Origin of the sequence: Paraburkholderia sp. GAS448, assembly GCF_050435685.1 — a bacterium.
Taxonomy (GTDB): Bacteria; Pseudomonadota; Gammaproteobacteria; order Burkholderiales; family Burkholderiaceae; genus Paraburkholderia.
The window spans coordinates 189,336-202,919 of record NZ_JBNDKT010000007.1 but is presented as its reverse complement, the minus strand read 5'-3'; the positions used below and the strand labels follow the sequence as shown (position 1 = coordinate 202,919).

The 13,584-nt window shown below is 59.6% G+C and carries 12 protein-coding genes; 2 read left to right on the top strand and 10 right to left on the bottom strand.

Going from position 1 to position 13,584, the window contains the following annotated elements; genetic code table 11:
- Window positions 1-761 precede the first annotated feature (761 nt).
- Together P3T23_RS16115 and P3T23_RS16110 are read right to left on the bottom strand one after the other, a co-directional pair.
- On the bottom strand, window positions 762-2,102 hold the full coding sequence (locus tag P3T23_RS16115; protein ID WP_429317160.1) for a type II toxin-antitoxin system HipA family toxin: 1,341 nt from the start codon (window positions 2,100-2,102) through the stop codon (window positions 762-764).
- 2 nt (window positions 2,103-2,104) lie between these two features.
- Window positions 2,105-2,353, bottom strand: a complete 249-nt coding sequence (locus P3T23_RS16110; RefSeq protein ID WP_429317159.1) for a helix-turn-helix domain-containing protein — start codon at window positions 2,351-2,353, stop codon at window positions 2,105-2,107.
- Window positions 2,354-3,019: 666 nt separating this feature from the next.
- Here P3T23_RS16110 and P3T23_RS16105 point away from each other — a divergent pair.
- On the top strand, window positions 3,020-3,502 hold the full coding sequence (locus P3T23_RS16105) for an MFS transporter (protein ID WP_429317242.1): 483 nt from the start codon (window positions 3,020-3,022) through the stop codon (window positions 3,500-3,502).
- Between the two features lie 157 nt (window positions 3,503-3,659).
- Window positions 3,660-4,106, top strand: coding sequence for a hypothetical protein (locus tag P3T23_RS16100; RefSeq protein ID WP_429317158.1), 447 nt, complete (start codon window positions 3,660-3,662; stop codon window positions 4,104-4,106).
- A gap of 299 nt (window positions 4,107-4,405) precedes the next feature.
- On the opposite strand, the gene P3T23_RS16095 is transcribed toward P3T23_RS16100, so the two are convergent.
- Genes P3T23_RS16095 through P3T23_RS16060 form a run of 8 tightly spaced genes read right to left on the bottom strand, consistent with a single transcriptional unit; the run spans window position 4,406 to window position 13,569 of the window.
- Window positions 4,406-5,737, bottom strand: coding sequence for an MFS transporter (locus tag P3T23_RS16095; RefSeq protein WP_429317157.1), 1,332 nt, complete (start codon window positions 5,735-5,737; stop codon window positions 4,406-4,408).
- A gap of 28 nt (window positions 5,738-5,765) precedes the next feature.
- A complete protein-coding gene (locus P3T23_RS16090) occupies window positions 5,766-6,314 on the bottom strand; it encodes a heme-degrading domain-containing protein (protein ID WP_429317156.1) in 549 nt (182 codons plus the stop codon).
- Window positions 6,315-6,361: 47 nt separating this feature from the next.
- Entirely contained in the window at window positions 6,362-7,534 is a 1,173-nt protein-coding gene (locus tag P3T23_RS16085) for a dihydrodipicolinate synthase family protein (protein WP_429317155.1), read from the bottom strand.
- A gap of 11 nt (window positions 7,535-7,545) precedes the next feature.
- Entirely contained in the window at window positions 7,546-9,228 is a 1,683-nt protein-coding gene (locus P3T23_RS16080) for a GMC family oxidoreductase (protein ID WP_429317154.1), read from the bottom strand.
- Between the two features lie 11 nt (window positions 9,229-9,239).
- Complete coding sequence (locus P3T23_RS16075; protein WP_429317153.1) at window positions 9,240-10,019, bottom strand: 3-ketoacyl-ACP reductase; 780 nt, start codon at window positions 10,017-10,019, stop codon at window positions 9,240-9,242.
- Window positions 10,012-11,565 (bottom strand): FAD-dependent oxidoreductase, encoded by a 1,554-nt coding sequence (locus P3T23_RS16070; protein ID WP_429317152.1) that lies wholly within the window; start codon window positions 11,563-11,565, stop codon window positions 10,012-10,014. The genes P3T23_RS16075 and P3T23_RS16070 overlap by 8 nt, the downstream gene beginning before the upstream one ends.
- Window positions 11,565-12,671: an ABC transporter ATP-binding protein gene (locus tag P3T23_RS16065; RefSeq protein WP_429317151.1), complete on the bottom strand. Its 1,107-nt coding sequence runs from the start codon at window positions 12,669-12,671 to the stop codon at window positions 11,565-11,567. The genes P3T23_RS16070 and P3T23_RS16065 overlap by 1 nt, the downstream gene beginning before the upstream one ends.
- 4 nt (window positions 12,672-12,675) lie before the next feature.
- Window positions 12,676-13,569 (bottom strand): carbohydrate ABC transporter permease, encoded by an 894-nt coding sequence (locus P3T23_RS16060; RefSeq protein ID WP_429317150.1) that lies wholly within the window; start codon window positions 13,567-13,569, stop codon window positions 12,676-12,678.
- Window positions 13,570-13,584: the final 15 nt, after the last annotated feature.

The following is a 13,584-nucleotide window of genomic DNA, read 5'->3' as shown; positions in this document are numbered from 1 at the left end:
AATTCGGGCTGAGCAGTTGAAGCCCGTAATACACCATGGCCACGATGGTGCCGCTGAGCGCCCAGGTACCGACGAGTGCGCCGACCGCAAACAGGATGAAGATGGCGCCAATACCCGTAGTGACACTCGCGCTCGCGGCTTCACCCAGAGAAGCCAGCGAGTGCCCGCGGCCCCAGCCGATGAACACTGCGATCATCGTGGCCACCACCAGCGCCACCTGGTTTGGGCCGCCGGCGCCTGCGTCGCCGAACAGGTAGTAGGACAACCCGACCAGTACGATCAGGCCGGCGACCGGGATGAGCGCTTCGATCATCGTGACCGGCTGCGGTGACTCAGGCCTTTTCATATGCGATGTCCCTTGGGTGTGCTGTCAGGAAACCACGTCCGGAATAGATCCGACGGTGAAAGCAGATCCCGATCATGGGGCTGACGCTACCAGCTTCAAGCCAGTTCACCCTTCGTGAACAATGTCACCTTGATGTAATGGCCATGCCTCCACCCTGGCGACGATTCGCGTGTCGCGTTCATTTCTCACACCATTGCTGCAGGATAGTAGATATTGCCGAATACACAAAGTAACCGTCCGGCTGTGACCATGTCCATAGAGGTCCTCATGGACAGAGTGAGGGGATTCGCTGAATGACAAGGCGCCGTCGATCGGGCATATCTTTACCAACGTGGCGGTTCATTGATAGTTTCCGCGGCAGTTCTGCTGAAAGGAGGTGCTCGGGACCGCCGTGCCACGGGTCCTCACGAGCGTCCTATTTGGCCGGCATCGCTGCGAGTTTGTCCACGGATGCCCTGAGGCCCGCGAGGATGTTGTCCGCGACCCTGGCCGGAAACCCCGCCGGAAGGATCGCAGCAACCTTGTCGACGACAGCGGGTGTTTGCTCGATGAGTCTGCCGATGATCGCCTCAGCATCGGGGCCATAGAAGCATCGTGGAGCCATCGCGTTGAAATGGCGGCGCTGAATATCCTTCAGCAGGTAGTGCCTCTTCTTGCCGGCAACACCCATGGCAAGTTTCGCCTTGTGCCACGACCATTGATTGCCACCGTCGCCCTCGACCGGCCAGATGGACATCACGTCATAAAGAGGCGTCAGATTGTAGCGGCCGCCTGCATGCAGATGGATGCTGAAGTTTTTTGCGTGACCATCTGGCGCGGCCAGCAACCAGAATAGAATCTGCGCTGAAAGGAACGTCTCAAGGTCCTGCTCCGCGCGGTCAGAATGTCGAAGAATGGCGGCAATGTCGGCCATCCCAGGTCCGCCGTCTGACTCATATTTTAAGTGCGGCGGTCTGCCAAGTGCCTGACAGAAATCCTCCTGCGGCAGCCGCATAATCCATTGGCCTCTGGGATGCATGCGACGATCGAATCGCTGAACGCTGAGCACCTTCTGTTTGCCGAAAGTCAGGATCTCGCATTCGGGAACGGGCAGCCCGTATCCCTTCAGTAAATTGAGGCAAAGCCATTCGTTTTCGATGGACGTGGACCAGTCAGCCTTCTTGTTCCCGACAAGCCCCAAGGGCAATTTCAGGATGTGAGTAGTTGGCGTCGCTCCGTGCGGTAGCATCCACCTGCCGTGATGCCTTAGAAGAGCGGTTTTCTCCTGCGCACCGGCTAGAGAAATGCGGAAGTCATCGTCACTCGCGGCAGCACCGGGACCCTGGACCGAAACAGTCCGCTCGAGCAGCCGCTCGATGTCCTCTTCCGACATGGCAGTGCCCTCGACGCGGTCGAATCCTTCCGGGATCGCCTCCTCCGCGAGGATTTGCACCGCGCCGACACAGTCGCGTCCTATGGCCTCCAGCAGGTCAAAGGCGTCAAGAGATTCGGTCTTGAAACGTGTGGCCAGTCGGCGCCGGATAGCCTGGCTATCCGGCAGGAGATTGTCGAAGAAGTTGCGGACTATCGCGCCCGTGAGCGGCGAGTCGTCTACCCCGAAAGGCAACGACTGCGAGAGCGGTCGGCCCGATGGCGAGTCCATCCAGGCGCGATCGTATCGTAGTTCAGTGTCGCCCCGGGTCGGGATACGCCACGATCCAACGCGCTCTCCGTTCGCCCATATTGAAAGTGCACGCGAATGTGATTTCCGGCCCATGCTTACCAGTCCGTTTGTGCCGTTGAAACTCCTTCGCCTTTACTTTGGACCACCAGTTCCAGCCCATAGAGCGCGCCAAGCGTGAGAAGCTGTTCTACCGTCACCGACTTTGAGTCGATCTCCATGGCGGACAGTCGACTCTGACTGAGACCTATACGCGACGCGGCTTCGGCCTGCGAAAGGTTCCTCGCGCGGCGCGCAGAGCGCAAAATTCGACCAAGCTGGGAAGCGTTGAACAGAGTTTGTTTCATCCGGGATTACCTGTCTGACGGCTATCAGCATTTTAGCTGTTTTACGAGTAAATGCAAATTATTCGTTTTGCAGGTAATAGGAATTTACCCGTCTAACAGGTCATCTCCCTTTCTGGTGGTGACGTACAAACAAAACCTGATCCGCAACAAACAAACTTGACGTGGCGGATTTAGACAAAGCAAACTGATCTAGAGCCTAGCTTTGTGCACGCGGACAGCTACAAATAGATCTGACCCAAGCGCAAGTCGTTGTTCTGAAAGATCTTTCTGGGACGTGCCGCATCGATGAAAACGAGCGCTGAGAGTTGAAAAATTTACCTCGCCCGAGCGGCCGAAACGATGGCCTGCGTCAACCACGGTCTCTACGGCTTCACAGGCATAGCAGAACAAATAAATCTGATTGCGTTGCGCGCTCAGACAAACAATTCTGTTCCCAATGTGTGGTGGCTGCATCGGCGACATGCGCTATCGACCGTCACGCACGCGAACGATGCCTGCTGCGCACTGACAGCCACCTCTCCCATAGTGGGACGGCTGAAAACGGCTAGCCAGGGGGCTGCTGATGCTAGGTCATGTTCACATTTACGACCGGCCCAAATGCGCAGGCAAGCGATGCAAACACGAGATAGCTGTCGGCGAGTGTTCCCGCCGATGCCAGCTTGAACCATATGCCATCGTAGGGCTGACCAGCCTGGCAAATCCAGAAACGAGTCCAGGATTTCCGCCGCACCCCCGCTTCCCGGAGTGGCACGCGAATTTCATGCAACTGCAGCGTCGGCGCAACTTACTACTACGCTCTATATCGTCGGCCTGTCGATTGGTCAACTGATCTACGGTCCCATCTCCGACCGGTTCGGACGCAGGCCCGTGCTCCTGCTCGGCCTCGTGCTCTACACGGTTGCTAGCGTCGCAGCTTCGTTGAGCCCTTCCCTCGGCGCGCTGGTCGCGGCGCGAGTGGCGCAGGCACTCGGCGGCTGCGTCGGACTGGTCCTTGGGAGGACAATCGCGCACGACGGCGACATTCGGATGGCGCTGGGTTCTGGGTGCGTTGAGCATCGCGAACGCCGCCGTGCTGTGCGTGACGACGCTGTCATTGCCGGAAACGCACGTCGCGCGTGCCCCGCGGCGCGCGACGTGCGTACGCGCTGAGTTACCTTGCATTACTGCGCTCCCGCACGTTTTCTTCTCACGCGTTGGGCGGAGCGTTCGCGACAACAAGCTTTTACGCCTTTGTCGCCGCGTCGCCTTTCATATTCATCCAGCAACTCGGGTTTCCACCCGCGCCTTCGGGCTTGTGTATCTGTGCGTGATTTTCGGTCTGGGGTGCGGCAGCCTGATTGCGAGATTCGTCGCCGGGCGAGTGCCTGCCTCGCGGGTGCTCGTATCGGCCGGCATGATCATGGTCGTTGCGTCGTTGGCGTTGTTGATCGCCTATCTGGAACACGCTTTCACGCCCACCGTGATCACTTCCGCAATGCTCGTGTTCATCTTCAGTACGGGCCTCGCCAGCCTTTTTTCCCTGACCGGAGCGATCAATGCGAACGCTGCGTTCGCTGGGTCCGCATCAGGTCTTTATAGGTTTATTCAAATGGCTTTCGGCGCAGTGTGCACGGCACTGGTTGCTCTCGGTGGCAACAACTCGGCGATGGCAATGATCTGCGTCTTGCTCTTCGCAAGCCTGGCGTCCCTGCTCGCTTTTTCGGTTGCAGCGCGCGAGGCCCCGTGCCGCGTGGCGAGCGAGGTGTGCTCGTGAAGGTGGCTAAATCTGCGACAGCGGGTTTCTATTCGGCGGCCTGAAACCCCCGAACCCATTCATCGCTTCTTTTTCGAGCGTGGTGCACTGACAGCCACTTGCGAAGCAGCGAATTGCGAAATGCGGCATACGCATGGCCCGTACACGTGACGAGACTCACTGGACCCAGCGGCGACTTCACCGCAGAACCATCCCAGCGCGACAGGACGCGCGCCGGGGAGCCGACTCCAAAGCGTTGCTCATCGACTTCCTTCCTGCGGCGCACAACGTCTCTGCACCGGCAAGCAGAGCGCAAGGCATCAGATGTTCAGATCGATACCGCGAGTTTCAGGCGCGAAGAATGTCGCGACAAACGTGATACCAGCCAGAAACACGATATACAGCGCTATCGGCCAGTAGGCGCCGTGTGACCAACCAATCAGTGCGGCAGCAATGAACGGCGCCACGCCGCCCGATGCGACAGCTGCGAACTCCTTGCTCACAGCAACGCCTGTATATCTGTATCGCGCACTGAACAGCTCCGGGAAATACGCTCCCTGCACCCCATACATTCCAAAGACACCAACGCCAATCGCAACGGCCATGCTCACGATGATCCAGAACGGGTCCCTCGTATTGAAGAGCCAGAAGGCCGGAAACGCCCAGACGCAGGTGAACAGCGCCGCAAGCCGATACATCAGGCGACGGCCAAATCGATCAGACAGCCAGCCCATGAGCGGAATCGTCACAACCGCCAGGCCCGCTGCAATCGTGATGCCAAGCGTTCCGATCGACTTGTCGACAAGCAATATCTTCGTCAGATAACTGAGCGCGAACACCTGATACAGGTACGACGAGCCGTTTTCTCCCACACGCAGCCCGAATGCGACGAGCAGCCTTCGAGGCGACTCGGAAAGCAGGTCCCTGACCGGGCGGTCGCTTGTATGGCCTGATCGCCTGATTTCCTCGAAGACCGGGCTCTCTTTCACGCGCATGCGAATGATGATGCCGGTGACGACCACAAGCGCACTGAAGAGGAAGGGTATCCGCCAGCCGTAGGACATGAACTCATCCTTCGGCAGTCGCTGCACAAGCGTGAACATCGCGCCGGCAAGCAGGATCCCAAGAATGCAGCCCGCGAATGGCAGCGCCGCGTAGAAGCCTCGACGCGACGGTGGCGCAAACTCCGACACAATAAGCGAAGCGCCCGCCTGCTCCGCGCCCGCGCCGAACCCCTGAAGAAGCCGTAGGGCCACCAGCAGCACGGTCGACCATACACCCGCTGTAGCATACGTCGGCAACAGCCCGATTAAGAACGTCGATCCGCCCATCAGCAGCACGGTGGCAACCAGTACGAGTTTCCGACCGAGTCTATCGCCCAGCCATCCGAAGAAAAGGCCTCCAAAGGGACGGGCGAAGAAGCCAGCAGCGTACGCGCCGAAAATGGCCAGCAGGCCGGCAGCCTTACTCAACCCGGGGAAAAACAGGTCGGCAAAAATCAGGGCCGACGCCGTGCCGTAGATACTGAAGTCGTACCACTCCATTGCGCTGCCCGCCGTGCTCGCGGCAATCACGCGGCGAAGATCCGCCATTCCCGCGGTCTGCACTACGTGCGACTTGCCAGCCGCCAGTTCTATCGTGTCAGCTTTCATCCGGTCGTCTCCTCTGCTGCCAACCTCTTCAATGTTCAACATGTACCTGCTCCCTTTCCTGCATACGGACGGCTTGCGAATATGACAACACTGACTCGATATGTGGAATCCCGAGGTGCCAGCACAACGCCTCGATCACCAGTTCATGGTCCTTAACGTGGTCCAGCCCGGACACCGACATCGCGCCGACGATGCCCGCGTTGGCTATCCGAAGAGGCACGCCTCCGCCGAACAGCGTGTACTCCTGCCCGGACAACCCATGTGAGGACAGTGACCACCCCTCTTGGGCGAACATGACGCCGACCTCCAGAGAACTCCTGCCAAAGTGAAAGACAGTGTTCTCCTTGCGGCGAATCCATTGAGCGTTGTCGGCGCAACTGCCTTCCAGCGCGCAATAGAAGAGCGCGCTGCGCGGATGAACCACGCTCACGGCGATGGAAAGACCGCGCCGGGAGGCGATATTCACGACGATCTCTCCGAGCTTGCGCGCGATTTCCGCGTTGAAAGTGGGCAACATCGTTCGTATTGCCTGTTCCTCGAACGTCTCATCTTTCAAACCCAAGGCTCTATTCGGCATCTCACCCTCTCACGGTACGATCCAGTCCGCAGCCACTGCCCCACAGATCATTGGTCAATCCCTGCACGCACGCGCAGGAAGGCTTTCATTCGCTGCATGGCGAGTTCGGGCTTGATCAACACCCCACAGCCGTCCGCCTTCCGGAATACGTCGGCGAAATGCAGCGCCGACCGTGCCGACTCCATGCCGCCAGCCATCGAGAAATGGTCCTGATGTCCGTTGAGCCATGCGAGGAAGACAACCCCCGCCTTGTAGTACTGTGTCGGCGAACAAAAAAGCTCGCGCGATAGCGCCACTGTGGGGCGCATCGTGTTGTGGTAGGCCGCGATATCGTTTCTGGCCAACTGGTCCAGCGCTTTCGCAGCGACTGGTGCAATCGGGTCAAAAATGCCCAGCAAGGCGTGCGAGACACCGGTGCTGTCACCTGCAATCAGGTCGCCGTAGTTGAAGTCGTCACCGGTGTACATCCGCACGCCATCCGGCAATTGCGCACGAAGCTCGCACTCGTATTCGGCATTCAGCAACGAAATCTTGATGCCCTCGATCTTGCCCGCGTGAAGGCGGATGATGTCGAGTACGGTTGCCATCGCCGCGCGAACGTCGCTACTGCCCCAGTATCCCGCGAGGGAAGCGTCGAATGCTTCGCCCAGCCAGTGAAGAACGACCTTGTTGCGACTCTCGGCCAGTACAGCGTCGTACACATTCTTATAGTCGTCGGGCGAACGGGCTGCGGCGCACAGCGCGCGACTCGCCATCATGATGGCCCGGCCGCCCGCCGACTGCACGACTTCGAATTGCTCCCTGTACGCCTGAACCACGTCTGACAGGCTATGCCGGTGTCGATCGTCCAGATGATCGGTACCCGCGCCACAGGCGAGGTCCGCGCCAGGGATCGTGCGTGCGTGGGCAATGCTGCGGCGGATGAGCTCGGAGGCCGTCTTCCAGCCCACGCCCATGCCTCTCTGCGCGGTGTCCATGGCTTCTGCCACCTTGAATCCAAGGCCGTACAGATAGCTCCGGAACGCAAGCGTCCTGTCCCAATCGATCGCTGGGGCATCCGACCACGGCTCATAGTCGCGAGCGGGGTCGACCACCACATGGGCGGCCGCGTATGCCACACGGCTGAACTCGTAGTGCGACTGCGGCGCGACATACTCCTCCACGTTTTTCAATGTGTAGGAGGTCAATTCGCCGTTACGGGCTGGAAGAAGGAGTTTCATAGGGGTATCTCTCAAAAAGCGGTCGAAGTCGGAGCCGTGTTCACGCCTCGTTCGGTACGCACGGCGTTGGGCGTCGGGATGCGCCCGAGGATATGATCGGCGGCCTTCTCCGCGATCATGATGGTCGGTGCATTGGTGTTACACGACGGAATGAATGGCATCACCGAGGCGTCCACCACCCGGAGTCCGTCAATGCCAATCACGCGCAGGTCAGGTGTCACGACGCTGTGCTCGTCGTCCGGCGGTCCTATCCGGCACGTGCCGACGGGATGGTGATCGGTCTTTGCATTGGCACAGGCGTAGTCAAACAGCTCTTCGTCCGTGTTGACCTTCACACCCGGCAGGATTTCCTTCTTCACAAAGCGCTTCAGCGCCGGCTGATTCATCAACTCACGCGCGAGGCGCAAGCCCTTGATGGCTGCATCGCGGTCTTCGGGCTCAGACCAGTAGTTCGGATCGATCAGCGGCGCTGCCGCCGGATCGGCACTGGCCAGACGTACGCTTCCACGCGATTTAGGACGAAGGTATGCGGTATTCAAAGTAACTCCGCCATGGGGAAGCTTCGCCATGCCTGCTTCAATTCCCGAGCCGAGGCCCAGATGGAACTGGATGTCGGGCGACCGGGCATGTGTTGAAGCGATTCCGTCGGCGTACCAGAAGCCGCCAGTCTCGAACAGGCTGGACGCGACCGGACCCTTCTTGAGAAGCAGGTACTGCAGCCCCGCCCACGCCGCATGGTGCGGCTTGTTGTACCTGTCGTAAGTGTGATCGCCCGTACACTCGGCGATGACGAACAGGTCGAGATGATCCTGCAGATTGGAGCCGACTCCAGGCATTTCGTGCACGACACGAACACCGGCCGAAGTCAGATGATCGGCCGGGCCGATGCCCGATTGCATGAGCAGCTTGGGGGACCCGATGGCCCCAGACGACACGATCACTTCGCGTTTGGCTCGCGCGACCACTGGCGTGCGATCGGTTCCACTCACCAGTTCGACCCCGACGGCGCGCCTCCCTTCGACGATCACACGCAGTGCCTTGGACTGTAGCCTGACCGTGAGGTTAGGCCGCCCGCGGATCGGATCCAGGAAGCCGACGGATGCCGATGCACGCCGGGCGTCGAGCTGTGTCAACTGGTAGTAGCCGAGTCCTTCCTGTTGCGCGCCGTTGAAGTCGGCGTTGAATGGTATGCCCATCTCCTGACCGGACTGGAAGAACGCTTCGCAAATCGGCAGAGGGCTGATCGGGTTCGACACCCCAAGTGGGCCACCATAGGCGTGGTACTCATTCGCAAAGCGCTGATTGTTCTCCGATCGTTTGAAATAAGGCAGCACGTCGCGGTAGCTCCAACCCGTCGCGCTGCCGAGGCTTTCCCACTCGTCGTAATCTGCTGGAACGCCGCGCGTATAGATCTGCGCGTTGATCGATGAGCCGCCACCGATCACCTTCGCCTGCGTGAAGCGCAAGACACGGTCTTTCAGATGCTTTTGCGGCACGGTATACCAGCCCCACGAACCAATGCCTTTAGTCATCTTCGCGAAACCTGCGGGCATGTGAAACAGGGGGTTCCGGTCGCCGCCGCCTGCCTCAAGCAGCAGAACCGTCACGGAAGGATCGGCGCTCAGGCGATTCGCCAGTACGCAACCGGCCGAGCCACCGCCCGTAATGATGTAGTCGTAGCTGTCCGTTTTCATGCTGCTCACCTTCAAAAGGCAGAAATCGAGAGACCACCGTCAACGTGCAGTACGCTGCCTGTGGCAAACTGCAACGCCCCGCCCGCAAGCTGGCCGACCGCCTTCGCGACATCCTCAGCTTCCCCCCAGCGGTTCATTGGAACGAGCCCATCCTTGAAGCGCGCTTCGTACTTCTGCGCCACGGGACCGGTCATCGGGGTTCTGATAATGCCGGGCCTCACTTCAAAAACAGGGATGCCTGCTTTGGCAAGACGTAGCGCGAACAGCTTTGTCATCATTGGCAACGCGGACTTCGAGAGGCAATACTCAGCCCGCTCGGGCGACGCCATCGTGGCTGATACCGAAGAGACCGTGACAATAGAGCGGGGGCGATCCGTTTCGGCGCTCAACATATGCCGCGCCACCGCCTGCGTCATGAAGAAGGTGCCGCGCAGATTCACTCCCAGCACGGTGTCGAACGCCTCCGAGGCGACATCCAGCAGATCCCCGCGCGCAGGCGAGCCGATTCCCGCGTTGTTCACCAGACAATCCAGATTGCCGCACCACGCCAGCACACGTTCAAGCACTTCCACGTGTGATTCGACTTCCTGCAGGTTCGACTGGACAAACAGGGACCGCTGTCCCTGGTCCTCAATCGCGCGAAGCGTCAGAGCCGTATCGTCGTCGTCGATCACGTCCGTGATGGCTACGTCGTAGCCACGTGACGCCAGTTCTACTGAGATCGCTCGCCCTATTCCTCGGCGCCCGCCTGTAACGAGCGCTGTGGGAGACTGCATTGCATCGTCAGGCATGACTGCCTCCTTCAAAAGCGTGGGTTCCACTGGCTGCCCCGTTGCCGGTGAGCCTGGAGCGAAGGTGTTCGCCGACCCGCAGAGCCTGTGCTCCGACCGTCAGCGCGGGATTGACCGCGGCAGAGGAAGGAAAAAAGCTCGCATCGACGACGTACAGGTTCTGGTGGTCATAAGCCTTGCAGAACGGATCGAGCGGCGCAGACCCGTCGTCATGGCCGAACCGGACCGTCCCACACTGATGGGAAGGCGTGTCGTCGCCAAACCGTCTGCTGACGACCAGCGGATACCCCGCATCCTTGAGCAGACGCTTCGTCTTTCGCACGAGGCGCTCATGCGGTTTGAGATTGGTGCGTCGCCACGTCAGTTGGATGTCGCCGGACGACGTCAGTTCGACGCGACTGTCCGCGCTCGGCAAGTCTTCCGACATCGCGTAAAGATCGACACTGTGACGGCTGATGTATTCCAGAACCGTCCGCGGAACATAGGGGAGCGCGCCACGAAGCATCGGTTCGCGGATTTTCCCCAGCATCTGCAGATTGCCCAGCGGCCACCGGTCATGCGCGCCGCCAAAGTAAAAGTCGTTGACCGACAGCGTTTTCGGAAATCGCGTGTCGTTGACGGTCCTCGGGTCGATCGCCAGAATCGCGGTGCAGTTATGGTTCATGTAGTACCGGCCTACCGCTCCCGACGTGTTCGCGAGCCCGTTCGGAAACTTGTCGTTGGCTGATGCAAGCAACAGCGCGGCACTATTGATCGCCCCTGCCGCCACGACAAATGTGTCGCCAGTCACGGTCAGCGGGCCATCCCGTGTTTCAACCTCGACGCTGCAAATCTTTCGTCCCGTCGGGTCGGTCACCAGTCGCGTCGCCCGTGCGCCAGTCAGCAGGGATACGCCTCCTTTATTCAGGGCGGGGCATAGAAGGCAGATTTCGGCGTCTCCTTTTGCGTCAACGCGGCAAGGGAACGCGTCACACGTGCCACAGCGCACGCACTTGCCGTCGTCGCCGAAGTCGACTGAAGCCGGCATAAAGAACGGATGCAGACCCTGCTCGCGAAGTCTCTCCCGAAGCCGGGCAATCACAGGCTCGTCAGGTACCGGCCCGTGACGATAGTTACCTGACCTCGGAGGCTCGGTGGGATCCTGACCAGCGGCGCCTCTGACGCCGAAGAGTTTCTCGGCCAGGTCGTAGTATTTTTCGAGGTCCTGGTAAGTGATGGGCCATGCAGGTGACACGCCTTCCTCATGCGCCAGTTCTTCGAAGTCCTTTTCACGCAGCCGGAACATCGCGGTGCCGAAGAACTTCGTATGCCCGCCCACAAAGTAGTACTGCCCGGGACGATAGCGCTTGCCCTCGCCATTGAGCCACGTGTCGCGCGTGCGATACCGAAGCTGGCCGAACACGGCTTCCGCGTCCCAGTTCTGCAGTTCGCGGGGAAGATTGTCTCCCCGCTCGATCACCAGGACACGGGCGCCGGTTCCGGCGAGCTGGAGCGCTATGGCGCTCCCGCCTACGCCCGAGCCGATGACGACGACATCTGCGTGCATCACGCTATCCTCTCTTCCGTTTGCGCGTCGAACAGGACCAGCTTCGACAGGTCGACCTGCAGGTTGCAATGCTCGCCAGGACTGTGCGGTATGTCCGCGCCAAGTCTGGCTGCAACCTCGAAGCCGCCCATTTCGAGGGCAGCCAGCGTGTCCGGTCCGGTCGGCTCCATGACCAGCACCTTCACGGCTACCTCGCGCACCGCAGCGGGGATCCGCGAGCTTTCCACACCGATTGCTTCGGGCCGAAGGCCGGCGATGACCTTCTTCCCCACGTATCGGGCAACCGCGGCTGGCTGGGGCGGAAGATCGAGACTGATCGCGGCACCGCCTTCCCCCATCGTCACAACGAGTGTGTCGTTCCGGGCCGAGAGCGCGGCCGGAATCAGGTTCATCGACGGAGAGCCCATGAACGTCGCAACAAAGGTATTGGCTGGCGTGCCGTAAATTTCCGCTGGCGTGCCGAACTGCTGGATCACCCCGCCTTTCATGACCGCGATACGTGTCGCGAGAGTCATTGCTTCGATCTGGTCGTGAGTCACGTACACAATCGTGGCGCCGAGCCGTTGATGCAGCTTCTTGATTTCCGTGCGCATGTCGACGCGCAGCTTTGCATCCAGATTGGACAGGGGTTCGTCGAACAGGAAGATTTTTGGGTCGCGCACCAGCGCCCGGCCCATCGCGACGCGCTGACGCTGACCGCCCGACAGCTGGCCGGGGCGCCGCTTCATCAGATGCTCGATCTGCAGGAGCTTTGCAGCGTCTGCGACTGACCTGTCACGATCCGCTTTCGGCACCTTGCGCATCTCGAGGCCGAAGCTGATGTTCTGCCCCACCGTCATGTTGGGATACAGCGCGTAGCTCTGAAACACCATCGCGATATCCCGCTCACTGGGATGCAGGTCGTTCACACGGTCGTTGTCGATCCGGATTTCCCCACCGGAGATCGTGTCAAGTCCAGCGATAAGCGACAGCAACGTTGATTTTCCGCAACCAGACGGTCCCACGAGTACAAGAAAATCGCCATCGGTTACGTCGATGTTGATGTCCTTCAGGATTTCCGTTGCGCCATAGGCCTTGCGGACATTTGAAATATGCAGAGCAGCCATTTCCTTACCCCTTGACAGAACCGGCCATCATGCCGCGCACGAAGTAGCGGCCGCCGATCACATAGACCAGAAGAGTGGGCAGCGCAGTAATCACGGCCGCTGCCATCTGAACGTTGTACTCACGGACTCCCGTCGACGTATTCACGATGTTGTTCAGCGCTACCGTAATAGGCGCTGTGCCACCGGTCGTGAAGGAAGCCCCGAAGAGGAAGTCATTCCAGATGTTGGTGAACTGCCAGATGACAGTCACGGTGATGATGGCGCCGGAGCACGGCAACAGGATTCGCAGGAAGATCCTGAAGAATCGCGCGCCGTCGATCATCGCGGCCTTCACCAGTTCATCGGGAAATGCACTGTAAAAGTTGCGGAAATACAGGGTCGTGAAACACAGACCATAGACAACGTGTACGAAAACCAGCCCGGTGATTGACTGTGCCAGTCCGATCTTCCCGAGGAACGTGGCCATCGGAATAAGCACGATCTGGAAGGGTATGAAACACCCGAAGAGCACGAGACCGAACAGGATGTTGTCGCCCTTGAACCTCCATTTGGTCAGCACATATCCGTTCAGTGCACCCAGGAATGTGGAAATCGCAACCGCCGAAACCACCATCCTCGTCGAGTTCCAGAAAAAGCCCTTTACGCCCGAACAGTCGAGCCCGACACAGGCTTCCCCCCATGCCTTAAGCCACGGCTCCAGCGTCCAGGCTCGCGGCAGCGCGAGAATGTTTCCGCTGTACACCTCCGAAAGAGGTTTGAACGAAGTCAGCATCATCACCGCGAGCGGGACCAGATAGACCACTGCAAAGATTGCCAGCAGGCCGTATATCACGATCCTCGATACGTAGTTGTGCTTACCCATCACCATTTGAGGTGAGTCCCAGCCTTTCTTCAACATGACGATCTCCTGACC

Bases quoted from the DNA above. Each gene is read 5' to 3' on its own strand.
- P3T23_RS16070 (WP_429317152.1), bottom strand. From the start codon at position 11,565: ATGCACGCAGATGTCGTCGTCATCGGCTCGGGCGTAGGCGGGAGCGCC.
- P3T23_RS16060 (WP_429317150.1), bottom strand. From the start codon at position 13,569: ATGTTGAAGAAAGGCTGGGACTCACCTCAAATGGTGATGGGTAAGCAC.
- P3T23_RS16090 (WP_429317156.1), bottom strand. From the start codon at position 6,314: ATGCCGAATAGAGCCTTGGGTTTGAAAGATGAGACGTTCGAGGAACAG.
- P3T23_RS16065 (WP_429317151.1), bottom strand. From the start codon at position 12,671: ATGGCTGCTCTGCATATTTCAAATGTCCGCAAGGCCTATGGCGCAACG.
- P3T23_RS16075 (WP_429317153.1), bottom strand. From the start codon at position 10,019: ATGCCTGACGATGCAATGCAGTCTCCCACAGCGCTCGTTACAGGCGGG.
- P3T23_RS16085 (WP_429317155.1), bottom strand. From the start codon at position 7,534: ATGAAACTCCTTCTTCCAGCCCGTAACGGCGAATTGACCTCCTACACA.
- P3T23_RS16110 (WP_429317159.1), bottom strand. From the start codon at position 2,353: ATGAAACAAACTCTGTTCAACGCTTCCCAGCTTGGTCGAATTTTGCGC.
- P3T23_RS16080 (WP_429317154.1), bottom strand. From the start codon at position 9,228: ATGAAAACGGACAGCTACGACTACATCATTACGGGCGGTGGCTCGGCC.
- P3T23_RS16115 (WP_429317160.1), bottom strand. From the start codon at position 2,102: ATGGGCCGGAAATCACATTCGCGTGCACTTTCAATATGGGCGAACGGA.
- P3T23_RS16095 (WP_429317157.1), bottom strand. From the start codon at position 5,737: ATGAAAGCTGACACGATAGAACTGGCGGCTGGCAAGTCGCACGTAGTG.